19 protein-coding genes are annotated in these 19119 nt (G+C 63.7%); 13 read left to right on the top strand and 6 right to left on the bottom strand.

Annotated elements, in window-relative coordinates:
- Nucleotides 1-16: 16 nt before the first annotated feature.
- Both QRN59_RS10960 and rraA read right to left on the bottom strand, forming a co-directional pair.
- Nucleotides 17-1669: an MDR family MFS transporter gene (locus tag QRN59_RS10960; protein ID WP_284982557.1), complete on the bottom strand. Its 1653-nt coding sequence runs from the start codon at nt 1667-1669 to the stop codon at nt 17-19.
- A 107-nt stretch (nt 1670-1776) separates the two neighbouring features.
- Complete coding sequence (gene rraA / locus QRN59_RS10955) at nt 1777-2259, bottom strand: ribonuclease E activity regulator RraA (RefSeq protein WP_284982556.1); 483 nt, start codon at nt 2257-2259, stop codon at nt 1777-1779.
- A gap of 163 nt (nt 2260-2422) precedes the next feature.
- Between rraA and QRN59_RS10950 the strand changes: the two genes are divergently transcribed.
- The 3 genes from QRN59_RS10950 to QRN59_RS10940 all read left to right on the top strand — a co-directional run bounded on the left by QRN59_RS10950 (nt 2423) and on the right by QRN59_RS10940 (nt 5899).
- A complete protein-coding gene (locus QRN59_RS10950; RefSeq protein ID WP_284982555.1) occupies nt 2423-3742 on the top strand; it encodes an MFS transporter in 1320 nt (439 codons plus the stop codon).
- Between the two features lie 121 nt (nt 3743-3863).
- The gene (locus QRN59_RS10945; protein ID WP_284982554.1) at nt 3864-4466 is read left to right on the top strand and encodes a TetR/AcrR family transcriptional regulator; all 603 of its coding nucleotides are present in this window, start codon (nt 3864-3866) and stop codon (nt 4464-4466) included.
- Nucleotides 4467-4705: 239 nt separating this feature from the next.
- Nucleotides 4706-5899 (top strand): NAD(P)-dependent malic enzyme, encoded by a 1194-nt coding sequence (locus tag QRN59_RS10940; protein WP_284982553.1) that lies wholly within the window; start codon nt 4706-4708, stop codon nt 5897-5899.
- 107 nt (nt 5900-6006) lie between these two features.
- Here the strand turns inward: QRN59_RS10940 and QRN59_RS10935 are convergent, their stop codons facing one another.
- Entirely contained in the window at nt 6007-6930 is a 924-nt protein-coding gene (locus QRN59_RS10935; RefSeq protein ID WP_284982552.1) for an AraC family transcriptional regulator, read from the bottom strand.
- A gap of 275 nt (nt 6931-7205) precedes the next feature.
- Here QRN59_RS10935 and QRN59_RS10930 point away from each other — a divergent pair, with 275 nt between their 5' ends.
- The 7 genes from QRN59_RS10930 (at nt 7206) to QRN59_RS10900 (ending at nt 15004) form a co-directional block, all read left to right on the top strand.
- Nucleotides 7206-8555, top strand: coding sequence for an ABC transporter substrate-binding protein (locus QRN59_RS10930; RefSeq protein WP_284982551.1), 1350 nt, complete (start codon nt 7206-7208; stop codon nt 8553-8555).
- Nucleotides 8556-8633: 78 nt separating this feature from the next.
- Nucleotides 8634-9602 (top strand): carbohydrate ABC transporter permease, encoded by a 969-nt coding sequence (locus QRN59_RS10925; RefSeq protein ID WP_284982550.1) that lies wholly within the window; start codon nt 8634-8636, stop codon nt 9600-9602.
- Nucleotides 9599-10534 (top strand): carbohydrate ABC transporter permease, encoded by a 936-nt coding sequence (locus QRN59_RS10920; protein WP_284982549.1) that lies wholly within the window; start codon nt 9599-9601, stop codon nt 10532-10534. The genes QRN59_RS10925 and QRN59_RS10920 overlap by 4 nt, the downstream gene beginning before the upstream one ends.
- 53 nt (nt 10535-10587) lie before the next feature.
- Nucleotides 10588-11667, top strand: coding sequence for an NAD(P)-dependent alcohol dehydrogenase (locus QRN59_RS10915; protein WP_284982548.1), 1080 nt, complete (start codon nt 10588-10590; stop codon nt 11665-11667).
- Nucleotides 11668-11672: 5 nt separating this feature from the next.
- Nucleotides 11673-12620 carry a carbohydrate kinase family protein gene (locus QRN59_RS10910; protein ID WP_284982547.1) on the top strand — a complete coding sequence of 316 codons (948 nt, stop codon included), beginning with the start codon at nt 11673-11675 and terminating at the stop codon, nt 12618-12620.
- Between the two features lie 325 nt (nt 12621-12945).
- The gene (locus tag QRN59_RS10905) at nt 12946-14337 is read left to right on the top strand and encodes a sensor histidine kinase (RefSeq protein WP_284982546.1); all 1392 of its coding nucleotides are present in this window, start codon (nt 12946-12948) and stop codon (nt 14335-14337) included.
- Entirely contained in the window at nt 14330-15004 is a 675-nt protein-coding gene (locus QRN59_RS10900; RefSeq protein WP_284982545.1) for a response regulator, read from the top strand. The genes QRN59_RS10905 and QRN59_RS10900 overlap by 8 nt, the downstream gene beginning before the upstream one ends.
- Before the next feature lie 102 nt (nt 15005-15106).
- Here the strand turns inward: QRN59_RS10900 and QRN59_RS10895 are convergent, their stop codons facing one another.
- Nucleotides 15107-15580, bottom strand: a complete 474-nt coding sequence (locus tag QRN59_RS10895) for a DUF4383 domain-containing protein (protein ID WP_284982544.1) — start codon at nt 15578-15580, stop codon at nt 15107-15109.
- Nucleotides 15581-15776: 196 nt separating this feature from the next.
- Here QRN59_RS10895 and QRN59_RS10890 point away from each other — a divergent pair, with 196 nt between their 5' ends.
- Entirely contained in the window at nt 15777-16766 is a 990-nt protein-coding gene (locus QRN59_RS10890; RefSeq protein ID WP_284982543.1) for a hypothetical protein, read from the top strand.
- On the opposite strand, the gene QRN59_RS10885 is transcribed toward QRN59_RS10890, so the two are convergent.
- Entirely contained in the window at nt 16763-17086 is a 324-nt protein-coding gene (locus QRN59_RS10885; RefSeq protein ID WP_284982542.1) for a hypothetical protein, read from the bottom strand. The two genes, QRN59_RS10890 and QRN59_RS10885, sit on opposite strands and share 4 nt — an antisense overlap.
- A gap of 60 nt (nt 17087-17146) precedes the next feature.
- A complete protein-coding gene (locus QRN59_RS10880) occupies nt 17147-17782 on the bottom strand; it encodes a LysE family translocator (protein ID WP_284982541.1) in 636 nt (211 codons plus the stop codon).
- A gap of 103 nt (nt 17783-17885) precedes the next feature.
- On the opposite strand from QRN59_RS10880, the gene QRN59_RS10875 reads away from it, so the two are divergent.
- Both QRN59_RS10875 and QRN59_RS10870 read left to right on the top strand, forming a co-directional pair.
- On the top strand, nt 17886-18341 hold the full coding sequence (locus QRN59_RS10875) for an Lrp/AsnC family transcriptional regulator (RefSeq protein WP_078107280.1): 456 nt from the start codon (nt 17886-17888) through the stop codon (nt 18339-18341).
- Nucleotides 18342-18380: 39 nt separating this feature from the next.
- A partial coding sequence (locus QRN59_RS10870; RefSeq protein WP_284982540.1) for a DUF222 domain-containing protein occupies nt 18381-19119 on the top strand: 739 nt, incomplete at its 3' end.

Here is a 19119-nt window from a genome sequence, read left to right as displayed (position 1 = left end):
GTCGAAGAGACGGAACCTAGTGCGCGGAAACGGATTCCTTCGCTGCCGCCGTCGGATCAGTCAGTTTCTTGTTGGGCAAGGCGAAGCTGATGAGGAACGCGAGGCCGGTCAGTGCCGCGGCGGTCAGCATCACGGTGTCGATCGACTGCGCGAAGCCTTCAACAATGGGCCGGGTGAGCGCCGGGTTGGCGTGGTGCAGCCAGCTGGTGTCGTTCAGCGAATCGTTCGTGGCGCCGTTCTTGAAGAAGTCGTACAGCTTGGCGTTGGCGGGATCCGCGGCAACCGCAGGATCCTTGAGCACCTTAAGATAGTCGGCGCTGCCCATGGCGTCCTTCATGCCCGAGGCGATCTTGTCGGCGGCCAGGCTGAAGAGCATCGAGATGAACACCGCGGTTCCCACGGCGCCGCCCATGGAACGGAAGAACGCCGCGGTGGACGTGCCTACACCCATGTCCTTCGGCGGCACGGAGACCTGCATGGCCAGAGTGAGCGGCTGCATGCAGAAGCCCAGGCCCATGCCGAAGAATACGGCGATCAGACCGGGAACCCAGAGGCCGGTGTCGACCCCGAGGGACAGGCCCATGACGATGGCCGCGGCGGTCAGGATGCCCGTACCGAGGATCGGGAAGATCCGGAAAACGCCCGACGCCGAGATGGTCCGTCCCGCTGTAATGGAACCGAAGAGGATGCCCACCGTGAAGGTGATCATCATGAGGCCTGCCTCAGTAGGGGTGAGGCCCTTGACCAGCTGCAGGTACATCGGGAGCATCGCGATGGCACCGAACATGCCGATACCGATGATGAAGTTCAGCAGGGAGGACAGTCCGAAGGTGATGTTCCTGAAGAGCCGCAGGGGGATCAGCGCGTAGTCGCCGGCACGTCGCTCAACCAGCAGGAACGCGATGATGCCGATGACGCCAAGTCCGTAGCAGATCCACGAGTTGACGGAGGTCCAGCCCCAGCTGCGGCCTTGTTCGGCCACGAGCAGCAGCGGAACGATTGCCAGCGTAATGGCTCCTGCGCCCCAGTAGTCGATCTTCTGCTTGACGTGCTTCGCGGGCAGGTGCAGGAAGAAGAACACTACGGCGAGTGCGGCGAGGCCTATGGGCAGGTTGATGAAGAAGACCCAGCGCCAGCCGTCGAATCCGAGGATGTTTGCCGAGCCGGCGAACGCGCCGCCGACCACCGGGCCGAGGACCGAGGAAACGCCAAAGACGGACATGAAGTAGCCCTGGTACTTGGCACGATCCTTCAGGGCAACGATGTCGCCGATGATGGTCAGCGCGAGGGCCAGCAGACCGCCGGCGCCCATACCCTGGATACCTCGGGCGATGGCGAGCTCGGTCATGGAGTGCACCGAACCGGCGTACAGGGAGCCGGCGAGGAAGATAAGGATCGCGGCCAGGTACAGCGGGCGGCGGCCGAAGATGTCGCTGAGCTTGCCGTACAGCGGGGTGGTCACCGTGGAGGTGATGAGGTAGGCCGTAGTGGCCCACGCCTGCAGGGACAGGCCGTCCAAGTCGTTGGCGATGGTGTAAATGGACGTGGACACGATGGTCTGGTCCAGGGAGGACAGGAACATGCCGAGCATGAGGCCCACCATGACGGTGAGCGTCTGACGGTGTGTCAGGACCTCTCCGGCGGCCCGCACAGGCGTGGCGTTGGACATTGCTTCTCCAAAGGTGGATGAAAAGGGGACTAAGCAGGATAGTTGCTTTCAGTAACTATCCTAATCGCTCCCCTATTCCCTGTCCTACCCGATTGGCGAGAAAAATGTCACCGCTCCACGAGAATCCCGTCAGGATCGCAGTAGATGAGGTTGCCCGGCTCGATGTGCACTCCGTCAATCACCAAAGGGATGTCCACTTCGCCACGGCCCACTTTGGAGCTCTTCTTGGGATTGCTCCCGAGAGCCTTGACGCCCAAAGGCAGCTTCGCGATCGCCACGCGATCGCGGATGGCCCCGTTGATCACGACGCCGGCCCAGCCGTTCGCAACGGCGCTCTCGGCGATCATGTCCCCCATGAGGGCTGTGCGCAGCGAGCCGTAGCCGTCCACCACCAGCACAGCGCCTTCGCCGGGGGTTGCCAGAATCGTCTTCACCAGGGCATTGTCCTCAAAGCACTTGATGGTGCGAACGGGGCCGCTGAAGTGCGAGACGCCGCCGAGGTCCTGGAACTGCAGTGATATCGACTCAACCTCCTCGGCACGCTCGTCATAGAGATCGGCTGTGTTGATGGGGTTCGCTGGGCTGTTCATCGTTGATCCTCCTCGGTCCGTTGGAGCTACCCTAACGCGTGCGGACGTGCCTTAGCGGCTCCCGGATGGGGCAGTTGTCCACATACGCACCTTCATGACAGCCGGAGAGACTCCCACGGCGCTAGGCTGAATTCACACGTCCAGACGCTAGGGGAGCACCGTCATGAGCCTGTCCGATCTGCCCGGTTCACTGCCTGAAAGACCGGTGACGGATCCTATGGGGATGCAGGCAGGCCCGACGACGGCGCTCGCCGAGCCCGTGGAACGCGTCCGCTCGCTGTGGGTCACCGGAGTGGTACTGGTCAATGTGGGCATCAACGCCGCCTTCTTCGGCCCTATCCAGGTTTTGCTCGGGCAGCAGGCCATCCACTTTGACGAAGGCCAGAAGGAAGCCATCCTTGCGCTTGTCACGGGATGCGGCGCCGCGGTGTCCCTTGTGGCGAACCCCCTCTTCGGTGCGTTCAGCGATCGCACCACGTCCCGCTTCGGGCGGCGGGTACCTTGGGTGCTCTTCGGCGCCATCCTGGGCGCCGTAGCGTTGGTGGCCCTCGCAGGTGCTCCCAACGTGGCGGTCATGGCCATTCTGTGGTGCCTGGTCCAGGCCGGTTGCAATGGAGCCTATGCCGCCATCACAGCAGCTATTCCGGATCGGGTTCCAGTGCCGCAGCGCGGCGCGGTCGGCGGCCTTGCGGCCATGGGTCAGACCGTGGGCATTCTCGCGGGCGCGGTGATCGCGTCGGCCGTTTCGGGGAACTTTGCCCTCGGCTACGTTGTGTGCGCTGCCGCGTTGCTGGCCGGCGTCGTGCTCTATCTTTTCAAGAACGAGGACGTCCCCCTCGTTCCGGAGGCGAGGCCACCGTTCAAACTCTGGACATTTGTCAAAAGATTCTGGATCTCGCCCGCCAGGTACCCGGACTTCGCATGGGCCTGGCTGACGAGGTTCCTGGTCAATGTCGGCAACCACATGGTCACGTTGTACTTGCTGTTCTTCCTCAAGGATGCCGTGCACCTCGAGGAGACCCAAGGCCTCAAGCCGGAGTTCGGCGTCCTCATCCTGACGGGTCTGTACGCCGTCATGGTGATCATCACCAGCGTAGTGGGCGGGGCCATCAGCGACCGCATGGGCAAACGCAAGCCTCTCGTCATTGTCTCGTCCGTCGTCATTTCGATAGCTGCCCTGATCCTCGGGTTCGAACCTACGTGGACGGGGGCCATTGCCGGCGCGGCGGTGCTCGGTATCGGCTTTGGTGCGTACCTGGCGGTCGACTTCGCCCTTATTACCCAGGTGCTGCCCACCGCGCTGGACCGGGGCAGGGACCTTGGGGTTATCAACGTGGCCAACTCTTTGCCGCAGGTGATCGCGCCGCTTATTGCTTACCCCTTTGTGGCGTTCTGGGGTGGCTACGTCTCGCTGTACGTGGCCGCAGCTGTCATCGGTCTGCTGGGGGCGGTATTCGTGGTGAAGATCAAGGGCGTCGCGTAGCCCTGCGAATCCGTTCTCAGGGAACTGACAACTTGCTGCCGTATCATTGTCAGGACGCGCTCGGTCTATGGGGGGCCGCGCAATCTCCCCGAACGAAGCCCAAACCAACAGAACGCCGGAAATGTCCGAACCGAACTCCTTGGAACCGTATTCGCTGGATCTGGCCGCGGGGTTGCCCCAAATGGCGGCTGCTCCCACCACACCGAGACAGCTATTGCGCTACGCCCGGATACTGAAGACCGCCGCGGGATTCGCCCAGCGGCAGTTCGATACCGTGAGCCTTTCTGACGTATCCACCAGGGCCCACGTTCCGCTGGGGACGCTCTACCGATACTTTCCGTCCACGGTCCATCTGATGCTTGCGGTCTACCGGCAGCAACTCCGGGAACTCAACGACTCCAGGCCGGCATCTTCGAGGTGCAGCCAGCAGGAACTCGCCGGTCTCGGGATGGAGATTTTCCACATGCGGGTCATGCAACCCGCCGTAGAACACTGTCTGTCCCGCACGTGGGATACCCGCGATGGTGACATCCCCGTACTCTTGCGCGATATCGAAGCGCTCTCGGCCGAGATGGTCGCGGCTGCGATCGGCGACGCCGGGAGGGCCCGGATTCTGCTCCACGTCGTCAGTGGTCTGGTCCAGTCCGTTAACTGCCGCCGGATCTCACTTTTCGACGCGGAGAAGGACCTCAAGAACGCTTGCAAGTTGATTGCCGACGCGTAGCTTTTCCGGGAATCGACGTAATTGGTCTAGACCACTACGACCAAAAGTATGAGTTTATGGCTGGATGTCTCTAGTCTTCCTATCAAGCCCCTGTCTACGAAGACAGGACCCAAGCGGCTAGCAGCCCATATCCGCAGGAGTTTCACAGCACGGACCAGCCACCCATGGTCCGGCACCGAAGCCTCTACACCTGCCCGAATTGTGCCGTGGGTTCACGGCTAGCCTGAGGAGACAAAGACGTGTCCGTCGAGACCATCACCCCTGAACAGAATCTGACCGCACTGGCGCTGAGCGAAGAGGAAATCTTCACCGCCCACAAAGGCGGCAAGCTCTCCGTTTCCAGCACCGTGCCGCTTTTGAACAAGCGGGACCTTTCCATCGCCTACACCCCCGGCGTCGCCGAGGTGAGCCGCGCGATCCACGCCAACCCGGAGCTTGCACGCACGTACACCTGGGCCGAGCGCCTCGTGGTGGTTGTCAGTGATGGCACCGCGGTCCTGGGCCTTGGCAACATCGGACCCAGCGCCTCCCTCCCTGTCATGGAAGGAAAATCCGCGCTCTTCAAGGCCTTCGGCGATCTCGACTCCATCCCCTTGGTCCTCAACACCACCAACGTGGACGAAATCATCGAAACCCTGGTCCGCCTGCGTCCGAGCTTCGGTGCCGTGAACCTCGAAGACATCTCCGCGCCCCGCTGCTTCGAACTCGAAGAGCGTCTCATCGAAGCCCTCGACTGCCCCGTCATGCACGATGACCAACACGGCACCGCCGTCGTGGTTCTCGCAGCGTTGACGAACGCCGCCAAGGTGACCGGCCGTGAACTAGAGGGACTGAAAGTTGTGGTCTCCGGTGCGGGCGCCGCGGGGATTGCCGTCTCCGAGATCCTGCTGACTGCGGGCGTCCAGGACGTCGTCCTTCTGGATTCCAAGGGCATCATCAACGCCGAGCGCGCCGACCTGGTGGCTGATTCGGGCAGCGTTAAGGCCCGCTTCGCCCAGCGCACCAACCCCCGCGCCCTCTCCGGTGGGCCCGCAGAAGCACTGCAGGGCGCCGACGTGTTCATCGGCGTTTCCTCGTCCAAGTTGGCCGAGGATCACTTGAAGCTCATGAACCAGGACTCGATCGTGTTCGCCCTGTCCAACCCGGACCCGGAAGTTCTGCCCGAGGTCGCCGTCAAGTACGCCGCTGTCGTGGCCACGGGCCGCAGCGACTTCCCGAACCAGATCAACAACGTGCTGGCCTTCCCTGGGATTTTCCGCGGAGCCTTGGACGCCGGCGCACGCCGCATCACCCCGGCCATGAAGATCGCCGCGGCCCGCGCCATCGCAGCGCTGGCCGAGGAAGGACTCTCTGCGGACTACATCGTGCCGAGCCCGCTGGATCCCCGTGTCGCCCCTGCGGTCACTGCGGCGGTTGCCGCGGCGGCTGAATAAGCCCCGCGCGCGTTCAACCCGAATAGCCGACGACGGCGACGCTCCCGTGCTGGGGAGCGTCGCCGTCGTTTTTGCTTAGCTCGCTCCGGGCGGCAGCCTGGGGACTCTCAGTTTTGTAATCGCCGGCGGTAGCTCCGGGGAGTTTCCCCGGCGTCGTTGAGGAAATGCCGATTGAAATTGGACAGGTTCGAGAAGCCCACTTCGTAACAAATATCGGAAATGGGTTTGTCGCTGCGTTCCAGCAAGCGGCGTGCGTGGGCCAGCCGGAGTTTGCGTACGAGGTCGCTGAAGTTCTGGCCGGTGGAGCGTTTGAAGTATTTGGAGAATGTCGGTTCGGACATTCCCACAAGTGCGGCAGCCTCGGACATCTTGACGCTGCCGGCGTGATTGCTGAACACGTACTCAAGGACGATGTCGACCACGGCTGCGGCCTGGCCGTCCAGTTGCGGTCTGAACCATTCGTCGGCGAGGTAGCGGCGTTCCTCCCGGGGCGCACGCGCAAGGACCGTAAATACTTCAAAGAGGTGGTGTAGGCGCTCCAATCCCGTGGAAGTCCCCATGGCCTCGATGGCCACGGCGGCGGTTGTGGCCGAGCGGCCCAGGAATTCGATCCCGCGTGCGGACCGTTCCAACAGGGGAACTACCTCGGCCATTTCAGGAATCTTGGCGGCTGCTTCTTGGACCCATTTCCCGTCGAACTGGATCACCGCGTCCCGCCCCTCCAGCACTTCTCCGGGCTTGAGGTCGCTCACCCAATCGTGCGGGAGGCCTGATCCCACCAGGGACACGTGCCCGGCCTCGAATGTGCCGATGTGGTCTCCGACGATGAATTTGCCGGTGCCTTTCCGGATCAGGTGGATCTCGTATTCGGGGTGGTAGTTCCAGCGTGCCAACGGGCTGGGATAGTCGTGCTGGTGCCACCGGACTGATTGGTTTGGGTCGGCCGGGATGACCTCCCTGTTTGCACGCATGCCTAGGAGCCGTTCGGCGAGCCTCGCCGCCGCGCCCTCGCTCGGGACCACCGCGCTCATAGCGTTTCTCCATGCGTTCGACTTTTATGAAATCTGGACAGCATCCCTCGGCCTCTTCCCCTACATTAGCGCCTACCTGGCAAGCCAAGGGGAAAATTAGTATCAGAAATTGGCAACGCGGGCGCTAGTTGTGCCCTATCCCACACGCCTAATCTTGAGGGACCAAGCGCGGCAGATCGGATTCCCGATCTTAGGCCGCGCTCCAGTCCAGTACATCGACGCAGCAGTCGAGGTGCAGAGACTGCGTACCCCCTTGAAGAACAAAGGAGTCCTCAATGCGCCCGAAAATACGCGCTGCCTCACTGGCTGCCGGCGCCCTGTGCATCGCACTTTCCGCTTCGGCCTGTTCCGGCGCCGGCGGCAGCACCGCTGCAGGAGATCAGAACAGCATCAATGTCCTGATGGTCAACAACCCCCAGATGGAGGACCTGCAGAAGCTCACCGCGGACAACTTCACCAAGGAAACGGGCATCAAGGTCAACTACACCGTGCTTCCCGAAAACGACGTCCGGGCGAAGATCAGCCAGGAGTTCTCCAGCCAGGCAGGGCAGTACGACGTAGCGTCCTTGTCCAACTACGAGATCCCCTTCTACTCGGCGAACGGCTGGCTGGCTCCGCTGGACAACGTGGCGAAGGATGCGTCGTTCAATCAGTCAGACATTCTGCCGGCCTATACCGCTTCCCTTACGGGCAAGGACGGCAAGCTGTACGGCGAACCGTTCTACGGTGAGTCTTCCTTCCTGATGTACCGCAAGGATATTTTCGCGGCCAAGGGCCTGGCCATGCCGGCGAATCCGACCTGGGACCAGGTGGCCGATCTTGCCGCCAAGGTTGATGGTGCGGCCCAGGGCATGAAGGGCATCTGCCTCCGCGGCCAGCCCGGCTGGGGCCAGGTCTTCGCCCCGCTGACCACCGTCGTCAACACCTTCGGCGGCACCTGGTTCGATAAGGACTGGAACGCCAAGGTCAACGCCCCCGAATTCACCGCGGCCACCCAGTTCTACGTCGACTTGGTCCGGGCCCATGGTGAAGCCGGGGCCGCGCAGGCCGGATTCACCGAATGCCTGAACAACATGAGCCAGAGCAAGACGGCCATGTGGTACGACGCCACCTCCGCGGCAGGTTCATTGGAAGCTGCGGACTCGCCGGTAAAGGGCAAGATCGGCTACGTCCAGGCGCCCGTAAAGGAAACCAAATCCTCGGGCTGGCTGTGGACCTGGTCCTGGGGCGTGCAGGCCGCTTCGAAAAAGCAGGACGCCGCCGGCAAGTTCATTTCCTGGGCCAGCTCGAAAAAGTACGAAGATCTGGTGGCGGCGAAGCTGGGCTGGGCCAAGGTTCCGTCCGGAAAACGCATCTCAACTTATGAGAATGCCGACTTCCAGAAGGCCGCGCCATTCTTTCAGGCTGAACGCACCGCCATCGAAAACGCCGATCCGAAGAACCCAGGCGTGCAGCCGCGCCCGGTGGTGGGCATCCAGTTCGTAGGCATTCCCGAGTTCGCCGACCTGGGCACCACTGTCTCACAGGGTGTCAGTTCCGCCATCGCCGGCCAGGGCTCCGTTTCCGACGCGCTGGCCAAGGGCCAGGACGCCGCACAAAAAATCGGCGACAAGTACAAGAAGTAACCAGTACAAGAAGCACCAAACCTACCAACCGGTTCCGTGGCCCGCCAAGTGCTGGCCACGGAACCGCAGGAGACCCTCATGACTACCGCAACAGCGCGCATCTCCCGTTCCGGGCACAGCGCCCCCAAACCTTCCGCGAATGCCAGAACGCGTGAACGCGCCCTGGCCTGGGCCCGGCGTGCGCCGCTGCTGCCAGCCCTGATCTTCCTGATCATCGTCACCCAGCTCCCGTTCGTGGTGACCCTGATCATTTCGTTCCTGAACTGGAACAGCCTCCGCCCCGACCAGACCGGATTCGCCGGATTCACTAACTACGTCCAGGTCCTCACCGACCCGGACCTGCGCCAGGCGATTTTCACCACCATCATCCTCACCGTTTCGGTGGTCCTGGCGAGCCTCCTGATCGGACTCGGCCTCGCGCTGTTGCTGGACAAGAAGTTCATCGGCCGCGGCCTGGCCCGGACCCTGCTCATCGCACCCTTCCTGGTGGTCCCCGTGGCTGCGGCCCTCATCTGGAAGCATGCCCTGCTCAACCCCACGTACGGGCTGATCAACGGAACCCTGACCTGGATCTGGTCACTCTTCGGAAGCAACACCCCACCCCAGCCGGACCTGCTCTCCCAGGCACCACTGGCCGCCGTCGTCCTGTCATTGGTCTGGCAGTGGACCCCGTTCATGATGCTCATCCTCCTCGCCGGCCTGCAGTCCCGGCCCATGGACACCGTGGAAGCGGCCCAGATGGACGGGGCCAGCAGCTGGGACATCTTCCGCCACCTCACGCTCCCGCACCTGCGCCAATATATGGAACTGGGCGGACTCCTGGGCGCGATCTACATCGTGCAGAACTTCGACGCCGTCTTTACCCTCACCTCCGGAGGCCTGGGAACCGCCAACCTGCCCTACGCCATCTACCAGACCTTCTACTTCGCCAACGAGTACGGCCTGGCGTCCGCCGCCGGGGTCGTGGTGGTCATCGGCACCATCATCGTGGCCACCTTCGCCCTCCGCACCGTCTTTTCGCTCTTCAAGAAGGAGGCAGCACGATGAGCACCCTCACCCCTTCCGCGCGCCGCAACACAACAGCCAACCGCACAGCTTTCGACGGCGGATCCCGCCGGCGGTTCGGAAAGTTCGGCGGGGCCAAGTCCCGCATGGACCCCACCCGGAACAACACCGCAGCCGGACTCGCCGCCTGGCTGCTGGCGCTGCTGTTCGCATCCCCTGTTCTGTGGATGATCCTGACGTCCTTCCACTCGGAAACGGACGCGGCCACCAACCCGCCGTCCATCGCGGCGAACCTCACCCTGGACGCCTACCAGGAATTCTTCGGGGCGACCTCCGGCGTGAGCCCGTGGCCGCCGATGATCAACTCGGCCACGGCGTCGATCTTTTCCACCGTGCTCGTCCTCGTCTTGGCCATCCCGGCCGCGTACGCGCTGTCCATCAGGCCGGTGAAGAAGTGGACCGACGTCATGTTCTTCTTCCTCTCCACCAAGATGATGCCGGTTGTCGCCGCGATCCTGCCGCTATACCTGTTCGCCAAGACCGTCGGCGCGCTGGACAACATTTGGTTCCTGATCCTGATGTACACCTCCATGAACATGCCCATCGCGGTCTGGATGATGCGCTCCTTCCTTGCTGAAGTCCCGGTGGAAATGCTCGAAGCGGCACAGATCGACGGCGCAGGCCTCCTGCTGACCCTCCGGAAGATCATCGCCCCCGTGGCGATGCCCGGCATTGCCGCCACCGCACTGATCTGCTTCATCTTCAGCTGGAACGAACTGCTCCTGGCCCGGGTCCTCACCGGCGTCGTCGCCGGCACCGCCCCCGTCTTCCTCACCGGCTTCGTCTCCAGCCAAGGCCTGTTCCTCGCGAAAGTCTGCGCGGCCGCCGTCGTGATCTCCCTGCCCGTGCTCTTCGCCGGCTTCGCCGCCCAGGACAAACTCGTCCAGGGTCTTTCCCTCGGCGCCGTCAAGTAACGGCGCCGTCAAATAGACCGCCCTCCCTCTTCGATTTCCCAAGGATTACTCCGATGACAACACCAACCGCACACTCCCACACGCCCGCGCAGCCCCACGCACTCGTACAGCCCGAACTGCCGGCCACCATGCGCGCCTCCGTCCTGAAGCGCCAGGGCGAGATGACCATGGAAACCCTTTCGGTCCCGGAGCTCGAACCCGACCAGGTCCTGGTCCAGGTCGCCGCCGTCGGCGTCTGCGGCAGCGACGTCCACTACTACGAGCACGGCCGGATCGGCGACTACGTGGTGGACCACCCCCTGGTCCTGGGCCACGAACTTTCCGGTCGGATCGCCGCCGTCGGAAGCGCCGTGGACCCTGCCCGCATAGGCAACCGCGTCGCCGTCGAGCCCCAGCGGCCGTGCCGCAAGTGCAAGCAGTGCAAAGCCGGTCGGTACAACCTATGCCCGGACATCGAGTTCTACGCCACCCCGCCGATCGACGGAGCCTTCGCCGAATACGTCACCATCCAGGCCGACTTCGCCTACGACATCCCCGATAACGTCAGCGACGAGGCAGCAGCCCTCATCGAACCCCTCTCCGTCGGCCTCTGGGCCTGCGAACGCGCCGACATCAAGCCCGGCAGCCGGGTCCTGATCGCCGGTGCGGGCCCCATCGGCATCATCGCCGCCCAGGCCGCCCGGGCCTTCGGTGCCACCGACATCTACATCACGGACATCGCCGTAGACCGCCTGGCCTTCGCCCTGGAACACGGCGCGACGCATGCGCTCAACGCCAAGACGGACAGCGTGGAAGGGCTCGACGTCGATGCCTTCATTGACGCTTCCGGCGCACCGCAGGCGGTCCGTTCAGGGATAAAAGCCGTGGGACCGGCGGGCAGGGTGATCCTTGTGGGGCTCGGGGCCGACGACGTCGAACTCCCCGTCTCGTACATCCAGAACCGCGAGATCTGGCTCTCCGGCGTGTTCCGCTACACCAACACGTGGCCCTTGGCCATCCAGCTGATCGCCGACGGCAAGGTGGACCTTGATGTCTTGGTCACGGGCCGGTTCGCCCTGGCCGAGGCAGAAGAAGCACTCAAGCCCGGTAAGCAGCCCGGACAGCTCAAGGCCGTTGTCTACCCGGGCCGCTGACAAACATGGCAGATGAAACCACGGTGACTGTCATCGGCGAATCCCTCGTCGATGTCATTAGCGATCCTCGCGGGAGGGGCGACAGCCGGGCCCATGCGGGTGGAAGTCCGCTCAACGTAGCCGTCGGGGCCGCCCGGCTGGACCTGAGGACGAACCTCGTGACGCACTACTCCGATGACCATTACGGGCTCATGATCGACGAGCACTTGCAGTCCAACGGTGTGCGCGTCATCAACGGCGGGGCCACTCCGACGTCGACGGCCCTCGCCACCCTGGGGCCCGATGGTGGCGCCGAGTACATTTTCTCCATCACTTGGGACATCAACGGGGCATTCCTCGCCGCCCTCGCCACGGTCGAGGGTTCAACCCACGTCCACACAGGTTCGATCGCTACCGTGCTCCCTCCGGGCGATCTCGCGACCTTGGCACTCGTGGAATCCGCCCGGGATCACGCCACTATCAGTTTCGACCCCAACTGCCGGCCAGGGATCGGCTTCGATGCGGCCGTGGCCCGGCAGCAATCGGAAGTTTTCGTGGCTGCCAGCGACATCGTCAAAGCCAGCGATGAAGACCTCCGTTGGCTGTACCCGGACCGGACGCCGGACGAAACCCTCGAGTCTTGGCTGGCACTTGGCCCGGCGGTCGTTGCCCTGACCCGCGGCCCCTCTGGACCGGTGGTCCTGTCCGGCAACGCGCGGGTGGAAATGGCGGCCGAAGCCATCGTCGTCGCCGATACCGTGGGCGCGGGCGACTCGTTCATGGCAGGGCTCATCTCCGGGCTCGCGCAACTTCAAGCGCTCGGGGCGGAGGGCAGAGAACGACTGCAGAACCTGTCCCAGGACCAACTACACTCCCTAGCCGCCTACGCCAACCGCGCCGCAGCGATCACCTGCTCCCGGCAGGGCGCCAACCCGCCCCGGACAGACGAGCTCGGCCCATTGTTTCGCACGTAACATCTTTGAGCCGCATAGATTGGGCGCGTGAACGCCGAAGTGACATGACATCGAGCGCTGTACTCATTGGCCGTAAGCGGGATATGTGATGGAGCGTTGGGGATTTGGGCCGGATATGTGAGCGGGCGTTGGGGCCGACAAACGCTCGCTCACCTCTGGTGGCATTTGGGCCGACGCTCGCTCACCTTTAACGCCCTTCCGACAAACGCTCGCTCACCTCCCGCGTTGGCTCCAAGGATGAATCCACTGGCTTCCGGGTGGAGATCGGACGCTGGAGGGCAGAATCGGCGTCGCCGCGTCCTTGGCCGTGGATAGGGTGGCTGACATGGAACAGACACTGAAAGTTGCACGGCAATGGGGCGCCCCCGTGGCGGCCGTCATTTTCTTCGCGCTGTGGTGCGTGGGCGAGGCTGGAAGGATCGGGACGTGGTGGCTCAGCTATTGGCCCGGAACCTGGATGATAGTCCTAATGACCTTGGCCATTGGAGTCGCGGCGTGGAGGCCTTATGCGTCACTCGGGTTTACGGCCACCCTTTTGCTCGGGCAATTGACCCATGTCATCCCTCCGCCTTGGGACGATTATTGGGCAATTTACATCGGTTCATTCATTGCGCTGGCATTCATACTGTGGACCGGATCCGGCAGGCAACGAGTCATTGCTGGAGCAGCCAATCTTGCATTCGCTGCCGGCATGACTGTTTTGATCGTGTCATGGCGATACGGCTGGGGCGTTGGTTGGTTCCCGCGGATGCCCTTCGGTGACCGCTTCAATTTCAACTACTACGGCGCGCAGCTCTTTTCCACCCTGATTTTGATCGCCGCCGGCTGTGCGGCCGTCGGCATCGCCTTGGCTCTCTATGAGGACCGAGGCAAGCTATTCCAGTCCAAGGTCCTTGTCCAGGCGAACCTCAAGGAAACCGAGGTTGAGCTGGTCGTGGAGCAGGAGCGCACGCGGATCGCCCGCGACCTCCACGATGTCTTGGCACACTCGCTTGCAGTGATCGCCGCGCAAGCCGACGGCACCCGTTATCTCAGCCAGGACCAACCCAAGGCAGTGCTCGACGCCTTGGAGAACATCGCGGTATCGGCCCGCCACGCATTGGTGGACGCCCAGCGGGTCATTGAGGGAGTGCGCGACGACGGTCTGGTGGCCCCGCAGCCCCGACTCACCGACGTCGGGCCCCTTGTCGAGCGGATGCGCCAGGGGAGCCTCAAGGTCCAGCAGAGCGAAACCGGAACCCCGGTCGAGCTTGGCGCGGGCCAGCAACTCGCAGTATTCCGGATTGTGCAGGAGTGCCTCACAAACGCTCTCAAGCACGGCGGACGCGGCACGGCCGTGCGCCTTCACTTCGACTGGAGCGGCCCAGGGCTGACCATGCACGTTGCTTCGGAATTGCCGGCGTCCGTTTCGATTGGGGGGACGGACGACGGCGGTGCCGCCGGGCGCGTGGGCCGCGGCATCCCCGGAATGCGCGAGCGTGCGCACCTTGCCGGCGGCTGGCTCAGTTCCGGGCCGGACGGCGAGCAGTTCCGTGTGACGGTCTTCATCCCTTATGGCTCTCGCCCGGCGTCCCTCCTTCCGGAAGACCGAACGGAAAGCGCAGCGGAACAGGAGGACGGGATGTCCGGCACGGAACCGGAACGGGAGCCGGCGCTGGCCCTCGAGGGTGCCTCGTCGTTGTCGGGAACTGAGCGGGAAAGCGTCGGACGTGGCTGAAACACCCATCACGGTTGCCTTGGTGGACGACCAACCATTGTTCCGCTCCGGCATCCGCATGCTGGTGCAGAGCCAAGCCGACATGGACATGGCCTGGGAGGCCGACGACGGCGAACAAGCCGTGGCGCTCGCGGCCAAGCAGCGGCCGGACGTCATGCTGATGGACCTTCGAATGCCCGTGCTGGACGGAGTCGAGGCCACACGTCGCATCACGGAGGAAGCCGATGCGGCGGGAGTGGACAAGCCAAAGATTATTGCCCTGACCACCTTCAACAGGGACCAGGCCGTGGTTGAAGCCGTGCAGGCGGGCGCCAGCGGCTACCTCCTCAAGAGCGCCGAGCCGGAATTCCTTTTGGCCGCCATCCGGACCGTATATTCGGGGTACTCGGTGATCGCGCCCGGTTCGGTTCACGAACTCTTCCAGCATGCGGCGAGGACGGTGCCGGTCGCCGGGCCGGACCTCGCCGTGATGGACGAGCTGTCTCCACGCGAGCGGGATGTGTTCCTCCTGGCGGCCAAAGGCTTGGGGAATGCCGAGATGGCGCAAAGCCTGTTTGTCTCCGAGGCCACAGTGAAATCCCACCTGCGCAGTGTGCTCAGCAAACTCGGGCTGCGCACCAGGCTTCAGCTGGTGGCGTTCGCCTACGAACGCAGGCTTCTCGGCTAGGCGCCCCGGAACGGCTAGGCATCCAGGACGCAAAGGCGACGACCGCCCCGAAAGGGACGGCCGCCGTCGTGCAACTGCAGAGTTCTGCAGAGTCAGGGTGCGCTACATGGCGCGGCCCTTCGACTCCTCCCTTGCGTCGCGTCCGAGCCACACGCCAAGGGCAACCATGACAACACCGAGAACAAGGTGCAGCCAGTCGTCCGCGGCGTTCATGGGCACGAAGTCAGCGCTCATGTTCGACAAAGTGATGAGACCGTAGATCCACAAGACGAGGTAGATTGCGCCGCCACCGATGAGGTAACCGCGCGCCATCCTTCCAGTCCTCGCGAAGTACAGGCCTGCGGCGCCGAATAGCAGGTGGACAATGTTATGCAGGACGGATACTTGGAAAACTCCAAGAAGCATGGCGCCCGAGTCATGTCCTGCGAAGGTCATGGCGCCGTAATTGCTGGTGATGCCCGGGATAAATCCCAAGACGCCAACAGCCAGGAAAACCCAGCCCAAAACCAGTGCTGTGTTGTGCAGCGTCAGCCCCATCACGTGGTGGTGCTGCGCGGGGTGTGAAGCAGTAGTCATAGCTCCTCCCGATCACGATTCCATCGGCCCTTCAAATGGAGGGCCGTATCGCGGCAAGGAGTCGGAACCCTGCCGACGTGGATATCTTACTCCCGAAAACCCCGGAAATAGAGGGGAAAGGCTGGGACAAGCGGAGCTAGCATGGTTCTGTGATGCCCAATTCTGCGACGCTTTGTCCTGCGATGCCAAGGCAACCGTGAGTGAGCCATCGGTTCCCGGAGTCCGCGGAGCGATTTTCGGGGACACCAGGGACATCACGCCATTCCGGAACGGACATGTCCGCACATCGGTGGGTGGACTGGCTGAGGGCTTGAGCGGTGCGTTTTGGGGCGTCCTGAAAGGAAAAACCGCTGGCCGGATCGACGTCGCCGGGGATGCTCCCAGACTCAAACGGCTGGCCGGCAAGACCGCCAAATCGGTGTACGACGCCGTCTTCACCAGCACGGACCCGGACCGCCTCATCACCTTGGCACGCACCTACCCCGGCTGGGCGGGCCTGTGCTACGTGATCGCCGGGCTGCTTGTGTACAAACACGGCGGATATCTCCGGGCGTCGGAACTGCTGCAACGGGGCCTGTCCATACGGATCGACGACGCCGCCAGCCAGTTCTCCTCAAGCTACCTTCGCAGGGTGGTCACGCGGGTCGAGGTGGCGGAGCGGATTGACGTTCCCGTCCTCTTCAGCGAGGAATCCGTGTACCTTGCCCTTTCGCATTGCTTCCGGGAGACGGGCCAGACGCCGGATGCCCTGGACATCCTGGCCAGCTTGCCGCCGTCGTTGCCCTCCGCCTTGGCCCGCTGCACCGCGGCGGCGGCGCTTGAGCGGCACGCCGACGTCGTCGCCTGGACTGAGGGGCTGCGCAACACGGATGACCTCTCGGCGGCACTGCTGCTGATACGAGCCCAGTCGCTCAGGGTGTTGGGGGAGCGGGAGGCGGCACAGGCCGCTCTCGTGGAAGTACTCCGGAGGAAGAAGACCAACCTTGCCTTGCGCAACGACGCGGTCACGGACCGGGCGCTGTCGATGCTTGAGGTCAGGCGGCGGGCCAACCCGCGGCTTCTTGTTGCTAAGCGGGTTCCGCGCGGCAAACCGGAGGGGACTGAGCTTGAGGCCGTCGATGGGATCCGTAAGGACGCCGAGGTGCGCCGGATGTGGAACAAGGACTTCGGCGAGCCGGGCGGCTAGGCCCGAAGCGCGCGAACCATTCCCCGAATGGAGACCATCACGGCGCCGACCAGTGGGAGCAGCATCGCCAGGACAACCACGGTGTTCGGCTGGAATGTCACGCGACCGCTGGCGTTGCGGCCATAGACCCCGACAGGGAGCACGAAACCGCCCCCACCACCGCCGGCCGCATTGCCTCCATCGCTGCCTCCTCCGAATCCAAAGGACACCAGGGCGACCGGGATCAGTTCTTCTCCGCCGATCTGCATGGGAGGGCCGTACGCCCTCGATACACCGACCTTCTTGAAGGCCTCCACGAGAGCTGAAAAGTCATCGGACATGAAGCCGACGATAGGCCGCCTCGCCGAAGAACACCAGAGCGATCTCACCCGACGGCCGCGTCACCGGAGCAGCGGAAGCAACTGTTCGCCCAACAGAACAGCCCCGAGCCCCACCATGATGATGCCGCTCGCAAGGGTCACTACGCGTGCGGCGGAAGGCCGGGACTGCAGCAGCTTTCGCGAGGTCAGCGCCACTGCCGTGTAAATGATGCCCGCGAACAAGACGAACGTGAGACCCAGCACGCCTGATTGCACCGGTACCGGCAAAGACGCCTCGGGGCTCACGAATTGCGGAACAAGCGCCAGGAAGAACAGCAGGCCCTTGGGGTTGATGCCGCTTGTGCCCATGCCTTGCAGGAAGGTGCGCAACTGGTTTCGGGACTGCCCGACGGCGTCATCCGCACTGAAGCTTGCGCCTCGCCACGAGCGTATGGTGCTCACGCCGAGCCAGAGCAAGTAGGCTGCGCCCGCGATCGTCAGCCAGCCAAGAAGCCCCGGAACTCCTGTCAAGAGGGCCGCGAGTCCGGCCACTAGAAGGGCCGTGTGCAGTACATAGCCGCTGCACAGGCCGACCACGGCGGGGAGGAAGCTGCGCTGCCGCAGGCCAGCGGCAATCGAATACGCCCAATCGACGCCCGGGGTGCACGCCAAGGTGACGGCGACAATGACGAACGCGATGAAAAGCTGGGGATTCATGGTGGCTCCTGGCTGGTGGTTACACTATGAACTTTATGGAAAATCTGCCCATAAGTGTTCGCATTTTTAGCCAGGCTTGCCGCTCTTTCGGTAAGATATTTGCGTGATTGATGGAATAGATAGAACTATTTTGCGCCACCTCAAAGAGGATGGTCGAATGACTGCCACCGCTCTCGCAGCCAAGGTGGGGTTGACCGTGGCTCCTTGCCATCGCAGGCTGCGGGACCTCGAGGCTTCCGGTGTCATTCGGGGGTACAGGGCAGACATCGATCCGGGTGCGATTGGCTTGGGATTCGAGGCGATAGTCTTTGTGACCCTGCGGCAGGCTGACCGCGCCACGATGTCGGAGTTCGAAGATCGCGTGGCGGCCATTCCGAACATCGTCGAGGCCCAGCGGCTCTTCGGTTCCCCGGACTACCTCCTCCGCGTGATCGCCGCCGATCTCCCGGCCTACCAACGCTTCTACGACGACCAACTCTCGGCACTTCCCGCTGTCGAGCGCCTCAATTCGACGTTGGTGATGAAGAACCTGAAGTCGAACGCCGGACCGCCGGTCTGAGGTCGGTTAAATGTCAGAGCCTCCTGGCAGAGTGTTTCCATGGAAGCGATCGGATACTTCGACACCCGGCAGGGCTTTGCGTCCCGCGGGCTTTCCGGAGTGTCCCGTCATGCCCGTGTTCCGCATCTTGCCGGGGTTCCGGGCGGGCTGGCGTTGGTGGAGCCGGGGGATCGGGGCGGCCGGCAGGCCGTGTTGGACGGGGCCGTGGCGGCGCTGAGGTCGCTGGCCGACAAGGCGGCCGACGACCTCGGGCGGCCGGGTTTCCAGGAGGTTGTCGCGTTCGCGTCCGGGGTGGAGGAACTTTCCCGGACCCTGGATTATCTCCAGCTGCTCGCCGCAGCCGGGCTGGACACGGCCCGGAACGATGAACCCGCGAGCCCGCCGGGCTGGACCACCGGCTGGGCCGCCGACGCGGGGAGTGAGTCAGGTGCGGACACAGGCTCCGGCGCGGTGCAGGGGAGCGCGCGGGGCGGGGAGTTCCGGTCCACGGCCGAGCATCTGCGGTCCTTGCTGCGCATCAGTGCCGCCGACGCCAGGCGCCGGCTCGCCATGGCGAGCGAGCTGCTGCCGGGCCGCGGCCTCAGCGGGCAAACGGTCCCTGCCCGGCACGGGGAAACCGCCGCGGCGCTGGCCTCCGGGATGATCGGATCCGCTTCGGCCGGGATCATCACGATGGCCGTGACGAAGGTGCGTCCGCTGTGCGGCCCGGAGAAGGCCGCGGAAATGGAACACGCCCTGGCCCGCACCGCGGCGGAAAACGACCAGGACTTCCTGGCCA

The sequence above is a fragment of the Arthrobacter sp. efr-133-TYG-118 genome (assembly GCF_030209755.1).
In the GTDB taxonomy this organism is placed as follows: Bacteria; Actinomycetota; Actinomycetes; order Actinomycetales; family Micrococcaceae; genus Arthrobacter.
Note: the sequence above shows the minus strand (reverse complement) of the source record. Positions and strands in the feature narration are given on the sequence as shown.

Excerpts from the sequence above, each read along its gene's own strand:
- QRN59_RS10960 (WP_284982557.1), bottom strand. The coding sequence starts at position 1,669 with ATGTCCAACGCCACGCCTGTGCGGGCCGCCGGAGAGGTCCTGACACAC.
- rraA (WP_284982556.1), bottom strand. The coding sequence starts at position 2,259 with ATGAACAGCCCAGCGAACCCCATCAACACAGCCGATCTCTATGACGAG.
- QRN59_RS10950 (WP_284982555.1), top strand. The coding sequence starts at position 2,423 with ATGAGCCTGTCCGATCTGCCCGGTTCACTGCCTGAAAGACCGGTGACG.
- QRN59_RS10945 (WP_284982554.1), top strand. The coding sequence starts at position 3,864 with ATGTCCGAACCGAACTCCTTGGAACCGTATTCGCTGGATCTGGCCGCG.
- QRN59_RS10935 (WP_284982552.1), bottom strand. The coding sequence starts at position 6,930 with ATGAGCGCGGTGGTCCCGAGCGAGGGCGCGGCGGCGAGGCTCGCCGAA.
- QRN59_RS10930 (WP_284982551.1), top strand. The coding sequence starts at position 7,206 with ATGCGCCCGAAAATACGCGCTGCCTCACTGGCTGCCGGCGCCCTGTGC.
- QRN59_RS10925 (WP_284982550.1), top strand. The coding sequence starts at position 8,634 with ATGACTACCGCAACAGCGCGCATCTCCCGTTCCGGGCACAGCGCCCCC.
- QRN59_RS10920 (WP_284982549.1), top strand. The coding sequence starts at position 9,599 with ATGAGCACCCTCACCCCTTCCGCGCGCCGCAACACAACAGCCAACCGC.
- QRN59_RS10915 (WP_284982548.1), top strand. The coding sequence starts at position 10,588 with ATGACAACACCAACCGCACACTCCCACACGCCCGCGCAGCCCCACGCA.
- QRN59_RS10910 (WP_284982547.1), top strand. The coding sequence starts at position 11,673 with ATGGCAGATGAAACCACGGTGACTGTCATCGGCGAATCCCTCGTCGAT.
- QRN59_RS10905 (WP_284982546.1), top strand. The coding sequence starts at position 12,946 with ATGGAACAGACACTGAAAGTTGCACGGCAATGGGGCGCCCCCGTGGCG.
- QRN59_RS10895 (WP_284982544.1), bottom strand. The coding sequence starts at position 15,580 with ATGACTACTGCTTCACACCCCGCGCAGCACCACCACGTGATGGGGCTG.
- QRN59_RS10885 (WP_284982542.1), bottom strand. The coding sequence starts at position 17,086 with ATGTCCGATGACTTTTCAGCTCTCGTGGAGGCCTTCAAGAAGGTCGGT.
- QRN59_RS10880 (WP_284982541.1), bottom strand. The coding sequence starts at position 17,782 with ATGAATCCCCAGCTTTTCATCGCGTTCGTCATTGTCGCCGTCACCTTG.